11 protein-coding genes are annotated in these 15869 nt (G+C 70.2%); 4 read left to right on the top strand and 7 right to left on the bottom strand.

All coding sequences use genetic code 11. The features are described 5' to 3' along the window. The first annotated feature begins 187 nt into the window (after nt 1–187). Genes ACFWM2_RS09085 through ACFWM2_RS09075 form a run of 3 tightly spaced genes read left to right on the top strand, consistent with a single transcriptional unit; the run spans nt 188 to nt 4707 of the window. The gene (locus ACFWM2_RS09085) at nt 188–1654 is read left to right on the top strand and encodes an aldehyde dehydrogenase family protein (RefSeq protein WP_383275088.1); all 1467 of its coding nucleotides are present in this window, start codon (nt 188–190) and stop codon (nt 1652–1654) included. 33 nt (nt 1655–1687) lie between these two features. Next, nucleotides 1688–3232 carry a GMC family oxidoreductase gene (locus ACFWM2_RS09080; protein WP_383275085.1) on the top strand — a complete coding sequence of 515 codons (1545 nt, stop codon included), beginning with the start codon at nt 1688–1690 and terminating at the stop codon, nt 3230–3232. Then, complete coding sequence (locus ACFWM2_RS09075) at nt 3232–4707, top strand: APC family permease (protein WP_383275082.1); 1476 nt, start codon at nt 3232–3234, stop codon at nt 4705–4707. The genes ACFWM2_RS09080 and ACFWM2_RS09075 overlap by 1 nt, the downstream gene beginning before the upstream one ends. 307 nt (nt 4708–5014) lie before the next feature. Here the strand turns inward: ACFWM2_RS09075 and ACFWM2_RS09070 are convergent, their stop codons facing one another. From ACFWM2_RS09070 to ACFWM2_RS09055, 4 genes are all read right to left on the bottom strand, one after another. Then, nucleotides 5015–5641: a hypothetical protein gene (locus tag ACFWM2_RS09070; RefSeq protein WP_383275079.1), complete on the bottom strand. Its 627-nt coding sequence runs from the start codon at nt 5639–5641 to the stop codon at nt 5015–5017. Nucleotides 5642–6019: 378 nt separating this feature from the next. Then, entirely contained in the window at nt 6020–7741 is a 1722-nt protein-coding gene (locus tag ACFWM2_RS09065) for an acyl-CoA dehydrogenase family protein (RefSeq protein WP_383275076.1), read from the bottom strand. Between the two features lie 130 nt (nt 7742–7871). Continuing rightward, on the bottom strand, nt 7872–8429 hold the full coding sequence (locus tag ACFWM2_RS09060; RefSeq protein ID WP_383275073.1) for a PadR family transcriptional regulator: 558 nt from the start codon (nt 8427–8429) through the stop codon (nt 7872–7874). Between the two features lie 109 nt (nt 8430–8538). After that, nucleotides 8539–9102: a TetR/AcrR family transcriptional regulator gene (locus tag ACFWM2_RS09055; RefSeq protein WP_383275070.1), complete on the bottom strand. Its 564-nt coding sequence runs from the start codon at nt 9100–9102 to the stop codon at nt 8539–8541. A gap of 93 nt (nt 9103–9195) precedes the next feature. Between ACFWM2_RS09055 and ACFWM2_RS09050 the strand changes: the two genes are divergently transcribed. After that, on the top strand, nt 9196–9897 hold the full coding sequence (locus tag ACFWM2_RS09050) for an SDR family oxidoreductase (protein WP_383275067.1): 702 nt from the start codon (nt 9196–9198) through the stop codon (nt 9895–9897). Between the two features lie 108 nt (nt 9898–10005). Here ACFWM2_RS09050 and ACFWM2_RS09045 read toward each other — a convergent pair whose 3' ends face one another. From ACFWM2_RS09045 to ACFWM2_RS09035, 3 genes are all read right to left on the bottom strand, one after another. After that, nucleotides 10006–10773, bottom strand: coding sequence for an SDR family NAD(P)-dependent oxidoreductase (locus ACFWM2_RS09045; protein WP_383275065.1), 768 nt, complete (start codon nt 10771–10773; stop codon nt 10006–10008). 88 nt (nt 10774–10861) lie between these two features. Then, nucleotides 10862–12355, bottom strand: a complete 1494-nt coding sequence (locus ACFWM2_RS09040) for an RNA polymerase subunit sigma-70 (protein ID WP_383275062.1) — start codon at nt 12353–12355, stop codon at nt 10862–10864. Between the two features lie 182 nt (nt 12356–12537). Continuing rightward, nucleotides 12538–15753: an alpha-L-rhamnosidase gene (locus tag ACFWM2_RS09035; RefSeq protein WP_383275059.1), complete on the bottom strand. Its 3216-nt coding sequence runs from the start codon at nt 15751–15753 to the stop codon at nt 12538–12540. Between the last annotated feature and the right edge of the window lie 116 nt (nt 15754–15869).

The raw sequence follows: 15869 nt of genomic DNA, 5'->3' as shown, positions 1-15869 counted from the left end.
CCGGGGGCGTCCCGGCCGGCACCGAAGCATCGCGGAGGGCCACGCCCCCGCCCATAGACCAGCGGAGTCAACTTGTGCCCCCGCCCCGGCCGGATGCGGTGTGCCGCCCCCGTGCGGCTTGGGTGCTGACGCAGGTTGGAGGTTCGGCGGCAGGACGGCCCGGGGCCTGCAGGGAGGAGTGGCGGAAATGCCTGATCTGTTGATCGACGGCGAGTGGGTCGGGAGTGCGGCGGGCGAGACGCGGGAGGTGGTCAACCCCTACGACGCGTCCGTGGTCCGCACGGTCGACGAGGGCGGTGCGGCCGACGTCGACCGTGCCGTGCAGGCCGCCAAGCGGGCCTTTCGTTCCGCGGACTGGGCGGCCGCGCCGACCCAGCGGCGAGCGGATGTGCTGTTCCGGGTGGCGGAGTACCTCCTGCGGGACGTCGAGGACATCGCGCGGGAAGAGACGCTGAACACCGGCAAGACCCTTGCCGAGGCACGCATCGACGTCCAGGACGTGTCGAACGCCTTCCGCTACTTCGCCGAGATCGCGGGCAAGGACGCGGGGCGCGTCGTGGACGCCGGACCGGACGTCCTCAGCCGTGTCGTCCACGAGCCCGTCGGGGTCTGCGCGCTGATCGCCCCCTGGAACTACCCACTGCTCCAGGCCTCTTGGAAGGTCGCGCCGGCGCTCGCGGCGGGCAACACGTTCGTGCTCAAGCCGAGCGAGATCACCCCGCTCACGACCATCTCCATGATGCGGCTCATCGAGGAGGCGGGCGCACCTCCCGGTGTGGCCAACCTCGTCCTCGGTTCCGGCGCCGTCGTCGGCTCGGCGATGACAGCGCACCCGGACGTCGACCTGGTGTCCTTCACCGGTGGCCTCGGCACCGGCCGCAGGATCATGGAGTCGGCGGCCCGCGAGGTGAAGAACATCGCCCTCGAACTGGGCGGCAAGAACCCGAACGTCGTCTTCGACGACGCCGACTTCGAGGCGGCGATCGACCACACCCTCGAAGCGTCCTTCCTGCACTCCGGGCAGGTCTGCTCGGCCGGCTCGCGGCTGCTGGTGCAGGAGACCTGGCACGACCGCTTCGTTCAGGAACTCGCCGACCGTGCCTCCCGCATCCGGCTCGGCAGCGGCCTCGATCCGCTCACCGAGAGCGGTCCACTCAGCTCCGCCGGACACCGGGCCAAGGTGGAGAAGTACATCGACATCGGCCGGTCCGAGGGCGCGCGGGTGGTCACCGGAGGCAGGCGTCCCGACGACCCCGACCTCGCGCGGGGCTTCTTCCTGCTGCCGACGATCTTCGACGGGTGCGACCGGTCGATGCGCATCGTCCAGGAGGAGGTCTTCGGACCGGTGGTCACCGTCGAGACGTTCCGGACGGAGGACGAAGCCGTCGAACTCGCCAACGACACCCGCTACGGGCTCGCGGCCGGTGTGTGGACCGGCGAGGCGAGCCGGGCGCAGCGCGTCGCAGGGCGACTGCGGCACGGCACGGTGTGGATCAACGACTTCCACCCGTATCTGCCCCAGGCGGAGTGGGGCGGCTTCGGACAGTCCGGCGTGGGGCGCGAGTTGGGCCCCACGGGACTGCGCGAGTACCAGGAGTCCAAGCACATCTACCAGAACCTCTCGCCCGGCCCGTCCGGCTGGTTCAAGGGATGAGAGGCGGAACACAGCATGGCTGGAGAGCGGTCCATGACAGATGAACCGGAGTACGACTACGTCATCGTCGGCGGAGGCACCGCCGGCTGTGTGCTGGCGGCCCGACTGACGGAGGACCGCGACTGCCGCGTCTGCGTCATCGAGGGCGGTCCCAGCGATGTGGGCGACGACCGCATCCTGCGCCTGCGCAATTGGATCAATCTGCTCGGCTCGGAGTTCGACTACGGCTACACGACCGTCGAGCAGCCGCGCGGCAACTCGCACATCCTGCACTCACGGGCCAGGGTGCTGGGCGGCTGCTCCTCGCACAACACCCTCATCAGCTTCCTTCCGCTGCCCGAGGACCTCGACGACTGGGTCGACCGGGGGTGCACGGACTGGGGTCCCGATGTGCTGCTTCCCTATCGCCACCGACTGCAGAACCACGTCGTCCCGGTCGCCGAGAAGGACCGCAATCCGATCGCCCGCGACTTCGTGACCGCCGCGGTGGCGTCCCTCGGCGTCCCGGTGATCGAGGACTTCAACGCCCGGCCGTTCGCCGAGGGCACCGGGTTCTTCTCCCTGGCGTACGAACCGGAGACCAACAGGCGCTCCTCCGCCTCCGTCGCCTATCTCCACCCGGTGCTGGACCGCCCCAACCTGACGGTGCGGCTGGAGACTTGGGCGTACCGGCTGCTGCCGGACGAAGCCGGCCGTCTCACCCGCGTCGAGACCCGGGACAGCGAGGGCACGACCACGACCGTACGAGCCGAGCGCGAGATGCTGCTGTGCGCGGGAGCGATCGACACCCCGCGCCTGCTCATGCTGTCCGGTGTGGGGCCCGCGGATCAGCTGCGGGAGCTCGGGATCGAGGTGCGGGCCGATGTGCCGGGCGTCGGCGAGAACCTCCTCGACCACCCGGAGTCGGTCATCGTCTGGGAGACGCACGGGCCGCTGCCCCCGAACTCGGCCATGGACTCGGACGCGGGACTGTTCCTGCGCCGCGATCCGAGCGGCCCGCGCCCCGACCTGATGTTCCACTTCTACCAAGTTCCCTTCACTGTCAACACCGAACGGCTCGGCTACCCCGCCCTCGAGCACGGCGTCTGCATGACGCCGAACGTGCCCAGGGCCCGCTCGGTGGGCCGGATGTGGCTGGCCAGCGCCGATCCGACGGAGAAACCCTGTCTGGACTTCCGGTACTTCACCGACCCCGAGGGGCACGACGAGAAGACGATCGTCGACGGCCTCAGGATCGCCCGTGAGGTGGCGGCCACCGCACCGCTGCGGGACTGGCTGAAGCGGGAGGTCGCACCGGGGCCGGACGTCCGCTCGGACGCCGAGCTGTCCGAGTACGGACGCAAGGTCGCGCACACCGTGTACCACCCGGCCGGCACCTGCCGCATGGGGGCGGCCGACGATCCGCTGGCTGTCCTCGACCCGCAGCTGCGGGTCCGCGGCGTCAGCGGGGTACGCGTCGTCGACGCCTCGATCTTCCCGACGATGCCCACCATCAACCCGATGCTGACCGTGCTGCTGGCGGCGGAACGTGCGGTCGATCTCATCAAGGGCACGCAGCAGTCCGGAGAGGCGTCGTGATGACCGGAACCAGTGACGCGACAGCGGGAGCGGGCTCGCCGGACGAGGCACCCGCCTCCGAGTTCCGCAAGGACATGGGGCCGTGGGCGAACTTCGCGCTCGGCTTCACCTATCTGTCGCCCGTGGTCAGTACCTACACCCTGTTCGGCACCGCGCTCGCCACCGGCGGACCGCCGATGATCTGGGCGTTCCTGATGGCCGGCGCAGGGCAGTTCCTCGTCGCCCTCGTCTTCGGCGAGGTCGTGGCGCAGTACCCCATCGCCGGTGGCGTCTATCCCTGGGCCCGCCGCCTGTGGGGCAACCGGTGGGCGTGGATGACCGGGTGGGTCTACATGTGGGCGCTCCTGGTCACGATCACCTCGGTGGCGTACGGGGCAGGACCGTACATCGCGATCCTGTTCGGCTTCGACCCGACCGTGCACACCACCGTGCTGTGCACCGTGGTGCTCATCCTGGTGGCCGCTCTGATCAACTACGCGGGGACCAAGGCCCTTTCGTTGGCCGCCGTCATCGGTTTCACCGGGGAACTGGTCGGCGCGCTGGTCGTCGGCATCTACCTGCTGGTCACCCACCGCGAGCACGGTCTCGGCGTCATCTTCGACTCCTACGGCACCGAGGGGAACGGCAGTTACACGCCGGTGTTCCTCGCGGCGGCCATCATCGGCTTCTACCAGTACTACGGATTCGAGGCCTGCGGTGACACCGCGGAGGAGGTCGAACACCCCGGCCGGGTCATTCCCAAGGCCATGCGCCGCACGATCTACGTCGGCGGTGCCGCGGCCACCTTCACCTGCCTCACGCTCCTGCTGTCCGTGACGGACTTCAACGCGGTCATCTCCGGCAAGGACGCCGACCCCGTGGTCAATGTCCTGTACGACGCGATGGGCCACGTGGGCGCCCGGATCGTGATGGGGGTCGTCCTCATCTCGTTCCTGTCCTGCACGGTCAGCCTCCAGGCGGCGGCCGGCCGGCTCATCTACTCGTACGCACGCGACCGCATGATCTTCGGGCACCAGGTGCTGCAGAAGTTCTCTTCCGCCCGGGCGGTGCCCACCTACGCACTCCTCGTCGCGGCCGTCGTCCCCGCGCTGATCGCCTTCGGATCGCTGGTGTCCGAGGACGCCCTCACGAAGATCGTCTCGTTCGCGATCTTCGGGATCTACGCCTCGTTCCAGATGGTCGTCCTCGCCGCACTGCGGGCGCGGCTCAAGGGCTGGAAGCCCGCGGGTGAGTTCACGCTGGGCCGTGCCGGAGTCGTCGTGAACGCCGCGGCGCTGGCCTACGGGATCTTCGCCATCATCAACATCTGCTGGGCCAGGAACCCGGAGGAGCCCTGGTACGACAACTACGTCGTGCTGCTCTGCGGAGGCGTCGTCCTGGTCAGCGGGCTCCTGTACATGTTCACCACCCACCACTACGGCCGTGGTGACGCCGCATCAGGGGACGCGGTCCCGGCGGACGGCGCTGCGTCATGAGGCCCTGACCGGTAGGCAGTTCGAGGCCGGCTCGGCCGTCGGCCCCTCGGCCGACTCGGTTCGGTTCGGGAGGCCACGTGTGCGGCGGGTTCGGACGGGGTCTGCCCAGGCGTGGAGTTCGAGCGCCCAGGGGTGGTGCTCCGTCGCTTCCCCCATGTACTGACGCGCCCGATTCGGCGGGTCACTGCACCGCAGCCGTACAGAGCTGCGCCCGGCAGGAGCGGCCGCACGCCGATGACGGGACGGACCATCGAATGCGGTGGGGGAAGTGCGAGGTGGGACTCTCCGTGCGGAGCCTGGAGGGCGGCTACTTGGCTGCCGAGGGCTCGGGCTGCGGTTCAGCCGCTGCGGTCTCGGCGCCGTTCGCGGCGGAGTAGAAGACCGATGAGCCCTGCTTGGTGCGGTGAGCGTGGCTCTTGGCGACCAGGCCCTCCAGAGTGGTGCGCACGACGGTGGTTTTGATGCCGCGGTCGGGGTGGGACTGTCCGAGCGCGGTGGAGACCTCGGCGGCGGAACGCGGTTCACCCTGCTGCTCGAGGTGGCCGCGGATCAACTCGACCAGGGTCGGCTTGGTGGCCGACTTGGCGGCCTTCGCGGCGGGCTTCTTGGCCGCCGTCTTCTTGACGGTCGCGGTGACCGACTTCTTCGACTTGCTCTTCCCGGAGTCACCGGTGGCCTGACGAGGCACGGTCGGTGCGGCCTTGGTGACCGGCTTCGCAGTGAGGTCCGCGCCACCGGTGTCTCCGGCGGTCAGGGCCTGCTGCATGCTCACCAGCACGGTGTGGTCGTGCTGCAGGGCAGTGAGTTGTTCCTGCAGGGCCTCGATGTCCGCGCCGATACGTTCCTGCTCTTTGGTGTTGCGCTCCAGGTCACCCGCCACCTGGGCGATGTACTGCGACCTCAGTTCCGTGGTGTGGGAGTGATTCTCAGGCATCTCACGAGCCTTTCTTCAATGCGCGGCACAGCGCCGGGGGGGATACGCCGAGTCCGCTGAGGGATGGGGGAGTCTATCCCCGTTTGTGTCGGCCGGATCACCCAAAGGCACAACCTCGTTGACCAGTGAGTCCCTGGTGAGTCGGGTCCAACCGCGTCCGCCCGGAATCTGGGCGACGTCCGATCCGGCAACGCGGGCTCTCCGCAGTTCACCGCGAGAAGGCGTTCCTGAGTTCGCCATGCATGGATGTGCCGGTTCGCGTCCGGGAAAACAGCGGCAGCCCATCCTTCGGACAGGCTGCCGCCATTGACCCGGGCCTACCGATGTCCCGTTACCGGGACAGGCTTCCAGGGGGTCGCGTTCCCGCCGGTCGTGGGCTCACGGCGCCATCTCGTACGTCCCGGCCAGCGCCTCCACGCGCTCCCACACCCGGGCCGAGCGAGCCTCGTCGACGACGGGGCGGCGGACCGCGCCGAGCGCCCAGTGCTGTTGTTCCGTGGTGGCGGAGTCCTTGCCGTGCAGCTCGACGGCGTGCGAGGAGAAGTCGCGTACCAGGACGGCGAAGAGCTCGTCGAGCACGTCCTCCTCGCAGTCGGTCAGGCCCGCCTGCTCCAGGATGAGCTGACCGTGCACGACGAGCGCGAAGAGTTGACCGACGGCCAGCAGGAGGTCGAGATCGCGGCTCTGCTCCTCGTCGGGGGCGGCGGTGGTCACGAACGCGCAGAGGGCGTCGGCCTGTTCGCGGAAACGGCCGACGTTGGGCAGGTGGGCGTACGCGTCGAAGGCGGTGCGCCAGTCGTGGAAGCGGATGGCGCCGAGGCCGCGGGCCGGACCCTGCCGGAAGAGGAACGCGTCGTCGGCCGCTTCGAGGCGGGTCGGCACGGGCGCGTACTCGGCGGGGTTCAGCAGGTGGTTGCGCATGAACTTGAGGATCAGCGCGAGATTGACATGGACCGTGCCCTCCAGCTTGGGCAGGGAGCGGATCTCGGTGGCCGCCTGGGCGAAGTAGGTGTCCTTCTCGAAGCCCTTGGCCGCGATGACGTCCCACATCAGGTCGACGACCTTCTCGCCCTCGGTGGTGACCTTCATCTTGGTCATCGGGTTGAACAGCAGATACCTGCGGTCGTCGGGGCCGGCGGAGCGGAAGTAGTCGGCGGCCCGGTCACTGAACAGCTTCATGCCGACCAGGCGGACGTAGGCGTCGGTCAGTTCACGGCGCACATGCGGGAAAGCGGTGACGGGACGGCCGTAGAGGATGCGGTTCTGGGCATGGGTGACCGCCTCGTACATGGCGTGCTCGCAGATGCCGATCGACGCGGTGCACAGGTTGAACTTGCCCACGTTGACGGTGTTGAGCGCGGCGTCGAACGCGGCGCGACCGGTGTGCAGTACGGCGTCGGCAGCGACGGGGTAGCCGGCGAGACGGAACTCGCTGACGTACTTCGAGGAGTCGACGACGTTCTGGACGAGGTGGTACGCCGGGTGCCTGCTGTCCGCGGCGAAGAAGACGTACCCGTCGGGACCCTCCACGTCGGTGCGACGGCCGAAGACGGACACCAGTCCGGCCGCGTTGCCGTTGCCGATGTAGTACTTGGAACCGGTGGCGACGAAGCCTCCGTCGCCGTCGGGCACCAGCAGCATGTCGGTGGAGTAGATGTCGGCGCCGTGGGTCTTCTCCGACAGGCCGAAGGCGAACACCTCGCCCTCGGTGAGCAGTTCGGCGGCACGGTCGCGGGCGACGGCGTTGTCACTCTGCCAGACGGGGCCGAGCCCGAGGATGGTGACCTGCCACGCGTACCAGTAGTCGAGCCCGTAGAAGCCGAGGATCTCGTTCAGAGCGGCGATCCTGGCCGTGTCCCAGCGCTTGTCGGCCTGCCCGGCGGCGGCGGAGGCGGGGGTCAGGAAGGTCGCGAACAGCCCTTCCTTGGCCGAGAACGCGAGGAAGTCCGCCAGCCAGGCGCGGGAGCGGTAGTCCTCGATGAGCCTGCGCTTGCCGCGCTGCTCGAACCAGTCGACGGTGGCGCGCAGCAGCCTCCGGGTCTCCGGGTCGAAATGCGCGGGGTCGTAGGTGTGCGGGTTGAACAGCAGCGGGTCGGTCATGAGGGTGGTGCACCTTTCGTGGTGGACGGCCGGGGGTGGGCCGGGCGCGTACCGGGCGGCGGTGCGGAGCCCGGGCGGCCGGCGATGTGCGGGGACGCGGGGGAGGAGCGGTGCGCGCGGGTGGTGAGGCTCAGCGCGGGGGGCCGAGCCGGTGCAGAGTGGCGAGTACGTCGTCGAGCCAGGCGAGTGTCATGCGCTCGTACGCGATGCCACCGCGCAGGACGACGTGCTGCAGTTCCCGGCCGGCGTCGTCCTCGTCCGGGGCCTCGGGCCCGGTGAAGTCCCGCCGCTCGCCGGTGAGATAGCGCTGAAGGCGTTCGGCGTGTGCCCGTCGGTGCCCTTCCACTTCGGAGATGAGCGCGGTCGGATCACTGAAGGCCGCGCCGCGGATCTTGACGGCGAGGTCGTGCCGGACGCTTTCGAGTTCGACCGGCTCGTCGAGCCATGCGGAGAGGGCGGTCCGGCCCGGGGGTGCGACCGAGTACTCCCGCTTGTCCGGTCGCCCGTCCTGCGCCACCTCGCGTGCGTCGATCCAGCCGTCTGCCTCCATGCGTCTGAGCACGCGGTAGATCTGCTGGTGGCTCGCGGCCCAGAAATAGCCGATCGACCGCTCGAACCGGCGGGCCAGTTCGTAGCCCGAGCCCGGCTTCTCCAACAGGGAGACAAGGATCGCGTGTTCGAGCGCCATACCGCGATCCTGCTATGCAACTCGTTGCATAGACAAGTCGTGCTGCCACGGTGAGACCCGTCTCACGTGACGGGTGGCCTGGTCACCGGCGGCTGGGCGAAGGCGCGGGCTACTTGACCCCGGCCGCGTCCAGCAGCGCGGCTGCCGTCGTCGTGCCGATGCCGGCGAGCGCCTGGGCCTGTACGACGGCTCGGGCGCTCGTGCCGTCGAAGACGATCGTCAGCTGCACGGCCAGGGTCCCCGGGTCCTCGGCCTCGGCGGCGACGAGCTCGGCCTGGAAGAAGTCGGTCAGGTGCTGCTTGAGCCGGCGCGCGACCACGCTGCCCGGATGCTCGGGGTCCTTGAGCTCCACCGCCGCACTCACGAACGGGCAGCCGAGGAAGTTGCCCTCGGCGGCCATCAGGTCCTGCCGCTCGAAGACGCCGAGGATCCGCTCACGTGGTGGCCTGCGGTCGTCGGGGCCCGGCAGCAGGGCGGCCTCGTACACCGGGCCGCTGCCCGCCAGGCTCTCCGCGATCACCTCGTCCTTGGACCGGAACAGCTGGTACATCGACTTCTTCGAGACGCCGGCGGCCTTGCACAGCGCGTCCACGCCGATGCCCATGCCGTCGCGGTAGAAGAGTTCGCCCGCCGCGCTCAGCAGTCGCTCGCGGGGGGTCGCCGAGGTCGTCATGTCCTTGAGGGTACCGGCTGGCCTTGCCCTTGGAAACCGATCGGTTTACTGTCATGGAAACCGATCGGTTTCCACTTCTGTCTGGAGCCCAGCATGACCACTCTCGAAGGCGCAGTCGTCCTCGTCACCGGCGGCAACCGAGGCATCGGCAAGGCCCTGGTGGACGATCTCCTCACCCGTGGCGTCAAGAAGGTCTACGCCACCGCGCGCAACCCCCGGCCGGCCACCGACCCGCGGGTCGTGCCGCTGGCCCTGGAGGTCACCGAGCCGGCCTCGATCGAGGCGCTGGTGGTGGCCGCACCCGACGTCACGGTGCTGATCAACAACGCCGGCGGCAGCTCGCCGGACACCTACCTGGACACACCGGTCGACGACATCCGGAATGTCTTCGAGACCAACTTCTTCGGCCCGCTGAACGTGACCCGGGCGTTCGTTCCGGTCATCGAGCGCAATGGCGGCGGCCACATCCTGAACGCGCTCTCGGCGCTGTCCTGGGTGGCCTGGCACGGCGCGTACTCGGCGTCCAAGGCCGCGTTCTGGCTGCAGACCAACGCCATCCGGATCGAGCTGCTGGAGCGCGGCATCGGCGTGACGGGTCTGCACATGGGGTACGTCGACACCGACATGACCGCGGCGGTCACCCAGCCCAAGTCGAAGCCGGCCGACATCGCCAAGGAGGCGCTGGACGGCATCGAGGGCGATGCGTTCGAGGTGCTCGCCGACGAGACCTCCCGTCAGGTCAAGGCCGCGGTGTCCGGCGACCTCGCCGACGTCTACCCGCAGCTCCAGGCCTGACCGGCCGCGCGCCCGTATCCGTCGGGCAGGGGCGCGACTCTCCTCGGCACATCCGGCCGGCCCCGGACGACTGGGCCGGCCGGTCGAGGAGCGTTCGGGGCCGGCCGGTCAGCTGGGGAACATGCCCGCGGTCGCGTTGACCCAGGTGCCCGTGATGCTGACCCCGGCGTCGGAGGCGAGGAAGGTCGCCAGCGCGGCGATGTCGGCGATGCGGGGCGAACGCTTCGTCATCCGCAGACTGTCCAGCCCGCCGCGGATGGCCGCCACGGCGGCCTCGTCCATGGCCGGAGCGCCCGCGGAAGCCAGCTTCTCGGGCGTGAGGGTGTCGGTGACGCCCGCGGTCCAGATCCCGCAGACGCGGACACCGGCCGGCCCGGCCTCCTGGGCCAGCTGGCGGATCAGCGCGTCGATCGCGCCGTCGGCCGCCGCGGTGCCGCCCATCATCGGACTGCCGTTGGCCGACCCGCTGTTGAGGGAGAGGACCACGCCCGATCCCTGAGCGGTCATCCGGCGTGCCGCAGCCCGCGCGGTGATGAACTGGCAGGCGATGCCCCGCACGACCGGCCGCGTGTAGTCCTCCACCGACATCTCGGTGAGGGGGACGCCCTGGAAGTCCCCGCGCGGCACGAGGTTGAGCGAGATGTCGATCCGCTCCGCCCGCTCGACGACCGAGGTCGCGTGCGCCTCGACGGCCGCTTCGTCCTCGGCGTCGAGTACGTCGTACTCGGCTCCGGTCTCGGCCGCGACCTTCTGCAGTGCGGCCTCCGTACGGCCGACGAGGAACACCCGCGCCCCCGCCTGTGCGTACGCCTTCGCGACACCCGCGCCCAGGGAACCCGCTCCGCCGTAGATGACCGCGACCTTGTCCTTCAGCATGACTCTTCGTCCCCTCGGCAGGGGCGCCGTGTGCGCCCGTCATCCCGTACGACGTGCCCCGTGGGAAAACTCATCGCTTCCCGTGCCCTCAGAGCGTCATCGGCAGCCCGAACGCGGCGAACAGATGCGGCTCGAACGTCGTGATCTCGGCGACCAGTCCCTCCTCGACCCGCAGGACGTCGATCAGCTGGGCCCGGAAGACGCTGGTCCCGGGCCGCCGCAGATAGCCGGCCGCCGCCAACTGGCCGTTGGCGTGCACGGGCAGGAACCGCCAGTGCCCGACGAACATCGGCGACGCCGGGTCGAGGTTCGGCCGGACGAACGCGAAGAGCGCGTCGCGGGAGGTGAACCAGAAGGGGTTCGGCGGCATGGTGAGCACGGCGTCCGCCCGTACCAGTTCGACCATCGCGTCGATGTCGGCCCGGGCGACCGTGTCCATGTACCGGCTCAGCAGTGCCAGGTCCTCGGCGCTGGGCTCACCCGTCGCCGACCAGTCCTCGCGCCGCCCCGGCAGCGCGTGCCGCAGCGCCGACCTGCCGCGCTGGACGGCACTGTTCGCCGAGGCCAGGCTGGAACCCAGCAGGTCGGCGGTCTCCTGAGCCGACCACCCGGCGACGTCACGCAGCATCACCGCGGCCCGCTGGCGGGGAGGCAGGTATTGGATGGCGGTGAGAAAGACCAGCTCGAGCGTCTCGCTCGCCACGGCCTGCTCGTCGGGCTCGTGCCGAGGCGCCGGACTCTCGGGCAACTGGTCGTCCGGGAAGGGCTGCAGCCACGGCAGACGCGGTGGTGGGGGGCCGTCCCCGGAGTCCATGCCGGGCACCGGTTCGTACGGCGCCGGACGCCGGTTGTGCTTGCGCAGGAAGTCGAGGCACACATGGGTGGCGATCTTGTACAGCCAGGCGCGCGGGTTCTCTACGTCCGCCAGGGTGTGCCGGGCGCGCCAGGCCCGTAGGAACGTCTCCTGCGTGAGGTCCTCGGCCTCGTCGTACGAGCCGAGCAGCCGGTAGCAGTGCACCCGCAGTTCCCTGCGGTGGCCTTCGATGAGCGCGGTGAGGGCTTCCTCGCCGTAATTTGTCACGTCGGGATTCGTCACGCCGGCGCGGGTGACGAATTCCGGGTCGGCGGTGACGATATCCGCGTCTGCGGTGACGCGCTCCGAGACAGCGGTGACGGTTTTCGCGTCAGCGGTGGCGCTCGCCTTGTGCGGAGCCGCGCCTCCCGTGTCCGCGGTGGCGACTTCCGCATCCGGAGCCGCGATTTCCGCGTCAGCGGGGGCGGCTGACGCAGCTGCCGGCGATCGAGCGGCGTCCTGACGCGCCTGCCGGGCGAGGCGCCGCAGCTGCGTGAAGCGCGGCGACAGGGCCTCCACATCGGCATGGAACGCGAGCGCGGGATCCGGACGCAGTCGCCTCAGCCGGTCGCCCAGATCGGCAACCAGCTCTCCGACGGACGGGTCGACAGGCTGGCGCCGCTCCCGGTACGCGCGCTGACGGCATGCCTGCGAGCAGTACGACGCCGCCCGCCCGGGCCCGCCACCGCCCTCGATCGGTCTCCCGCAGACTTGGCACTTCCCTGTCATGCCGCACACGCTAGAGCCTTCACCCGGCGGCGTCCCCGAATCGCCCCGCACGCGCGGGGCTTTGGGCTCAGCTGTGGGCCGCCCGGCACCGGGGCGATCTGCGACCGGTGGTGGCCTCGTTCCGCGGGACGGTGCTCACGGACCGGGACGGCGCCGCCTGAGCGGAGCCGCCCCGGCGGGCGTCACGCCGCGAAGCGGTGGCTGCCGGAACCGACCCGGTACACCACGCAGCCGTCCTCCTCACGCAGATATGTGGCCCGGGTGTGCGTGACCGCATCGCGGCCGTCCGCAGGGATCCACACCTCTGCGCTCGTGTTGGCGGGCACGGCGCACGTCAGGTCGAAACCGTCGGCGCGCTGTTGCCACCGCGTGGAAATCGGGCCGCGGACCGAACGGAACGTGGCGCGCGCGGAGGTGACGTCCCCGCCCGGCCGGGGCCGGATGACGATCTCGCGGTAGCCGGGGCGCCCCGCCGAGATGCCGGCGATGTTTGTGTACATCCACTCGCCCACCGAGCCGTACGCGTAGTGGTTGAACGAGTTCATGTCCGGGGTCTGGAAGCTGCCGTCGGGTCTGATGGAGTCCCAGCGCTCCCACATCGTGGTGGAGCCCTTGTCGATCTGGTAGCCCCAGCTGGGGAACGAGCGCTGCTGGAGCAGCCGGTAGGCGACGTCGGTGTGCCCAGTTTCGGTGAGGACGGGCAGCAGCCGGGGCGTACCGAGGAAGCCCGTCGACAGATGCCACTCCTTGGCCTCGATCAGCGCGACGAGACGGTCGGCCGCGGCCTTCCGCAGCGCGTCCGGCAGCAGGTTCATCGACAGGGCGAGGACATAGGCCGTCTGCGTATCGCCCTTCACCCTGCCGTCCGCCGTGACGTAGGCGTTCCGGAACGCCGCGCGTATCCGGGCGAAGAGGTCGAGGTAGGGGGCGGAGTCCTTGCCCAGTTCCCCTGCGGTCCTGGCCGCCAGATCGGCACTGTGCGCGAAGTAGGCGGTGGCGATCACGTCCTTCGGTGTCTCGTCGGAGACGTTCAGCCAGTCGCCGTATCCCTCGGCCGGCCGCAGCAGGCCTGCGCTGTGCTTCTCCAGGTACGTCAGCCAGGCCTGGACGGACGGCCAGGCATCCTCCAGCACCTGCCGGTCCCCGTACGCCTGGTACAGCGACCAGGGAACCGTGACGCCGGCGTCGCCCCAGCCGGCGACTCCGTTGCCGACGGTTCCCACCATGGGTGCCACATCGGTGAACGCGCCCTCCGCGGTCTGGCCGTCGCGCAGGTCCACGAGCCACTTGGCCAGGAAGCGTGCCGACTCCATCGTGTACGCGGCCGTGGGCGCGAAGACGTTGATGTCACCCGTCCACCCCAGCCGCTCGTCGCGTGCCGGTGTGTCCGTCGGCACGGAGAGGAAGTTGCCGCGCTGCCCCCAAGTGATGTTGCTGTGCAGCTTGTTGAGCATCGGGACATCGGTCTCGAACTCGAAGGTGAAGGGGGCGGCCGTGTGCATCACGCGACCGGTCACGGCCTTCGCCGGGGGAGTCCCGGGGAATCCGGTCACCTCGACGTACCGGAAACCGTGGAAGGTGAAGCGCGGCTCGTACGTCTCCTCGCCGCGGCCCTTGAGGGTGTACGTGTCGGTCGCCGCGGCGCTGCGCAGGTTCGCGGTGTAGAGGGTGCCGTCCGGGTTGAGGACCTCGGCGTGCCGCAGCCGTACGGTGGTGCCCGCCTCGCCCGAGACACGCAACCGCACCGAGCCGACCATGTTCTGGCCCAGGTCCAGGACGAAGACGCCCGGCTCGGGTTCGGTCACCTTCTTGACCGCGAGTTCCCCGGCCACCCGGACCGGCCCGTCCACCTGCGCGACGATCAGGTCGGGAGCCGCGTCGGCCGCAGCGCGGACGTCGAGCCAGGACCCGTCGTCGAAGCCGGGGGAGGTCCAGCCGGGGGTCTCCTTGCGCGCGTCGTACGTCTCACCGCCCAGCAGGTCGGCGGCGACGATCGGCCCCGAAGCGGCCCGCCAGTCGGTGCCCGACGTGATGCGCTCGCTCGTCCCGTCGGCGTACTCGACCTCCAACTGCGCCAGCAGCGCGGGGCGTTCGCCGTACTGATGAGGGCCGAACATGCCGACGTTGCCCGCGTACCAGCCCGGCGCCACATGGGCGCCGACGGCGTTTGCGCCGGGCCGCACGAGCGTGGTGACGTCGTACGTCTGGTACTGGACGCGCTCGCGGTAGTCGGTCCAGCCGGGAGCGAGCTGATCGCGGCCCACCCGGCGGCCGTTGAGGTGGGCCTCGTACAGCCCGAGAGCCGTGGCGTACAGGCGGGCGCGTGACACCTTCTTGGTGGGCAGCCGGAACTCGTGCCGCAGTTGGTTGGCGGCGTACGACGTCGGGACGACCTTTCCCCACGGCCCGGCTCCCCACGCGGCCGCCTCCTTCGCCGCCGGCCAGTCGCTGTCGTCGAAGCCGCCCCCGCGCCAGCCGTCCGCGGGTTCTCTGTTCGCCGCCTTCCAGGAGGAGTCGGTGACGATCCGCCGCTCGCCGGATGCCGTGTGCACGGTGAGGACGGCGACCAGGCCGGCCGGTCCCTCGGTTGCGTTGGCCGCCGAGACCGCCAGGACGTTCCCGCCGGAGCGCAGTTGGGCGCGAACGTCGACGACGGCCGGACGGCGCCAGCCCTCGTGGTCCGTCGCCAGGTCCGTGCGGGCCACCTCGACGCCGTTCACGGACACGGCGTAGACGTTGTCGGCGCTGATGGCCAGGGTCGCCGCCGTGACCGCGGCCGGGAGGTCGACCGTGCGCCGGAACCAACGGGTGCCCGCCGGGGCGCTGTTGGCCGGATCGCCCTCCGGGAACCAGATCCACGAACTGCCTTCGAGGGGCGGCGCGTCCGTGAGGGCGGGGGGAGCGGAGATCCATTCCGCGGACCACTGGGCGGCCTCCATGAGACCGGTCTCCCACCACGAGGGCTCGCTCCAGCCGGAGACGCCGCCGTCGCCGTCCCACACCCGCACGGTCCAGAAGTAGCGGGTCCGCGGCTTGAGTCGAGGTCCCGCGTACGGGACGAGGGCCGACTCCGCGGACGTGACCTTCCCGCTGTCCCAGACGTCCGGGCGCGACAGTGCCGACGCACTGGAGGCCACGCGGATCTGATAGGCGCTCTGGCGCGAGCCCGGCTCGTCCGCGGCCATCGGCCAGCTCAGCCGCGGGTGTTGGACGTCGAGGCCCAGTGGGTGCTGGACGTACTCGACGGTCGGGGCGGTGACGCGCAGGGCGCCGCGTGCCGCGGCCGCCTGGTCGGCTGCGGACGTGGACGCCGGTGCGGCGACGGCCGGCCCGGCTCCGGCGGTCACCCCGGCCACCGTGGCTGCCGCGCCCGCCAGGATGTTCCTCCTACTGATCACTACGGCCCCTCACGGAGAAGTGATGAATCGATTCACAGCGTGGACGTACGTGAACGTAGGGGCGTGCGGGACGAGGGTCAATGAGCGTGCGGGACTTTCTTGACCGGCCGCGGAGT

Origin of the sequence: Streptomyces sp. NPDC058371 (assembly GCF_042723265.1) — a bacterium.
GTDB lineage: Bacteria > Actinomycetota > Actinomycetes > Streptomycetales > Streptomycetaceae > Streptomyces.
Note: the sequence above shows the minus strand (reverse complement) of the source record. Positions and strands in the feature narration are given on the sequence as shown.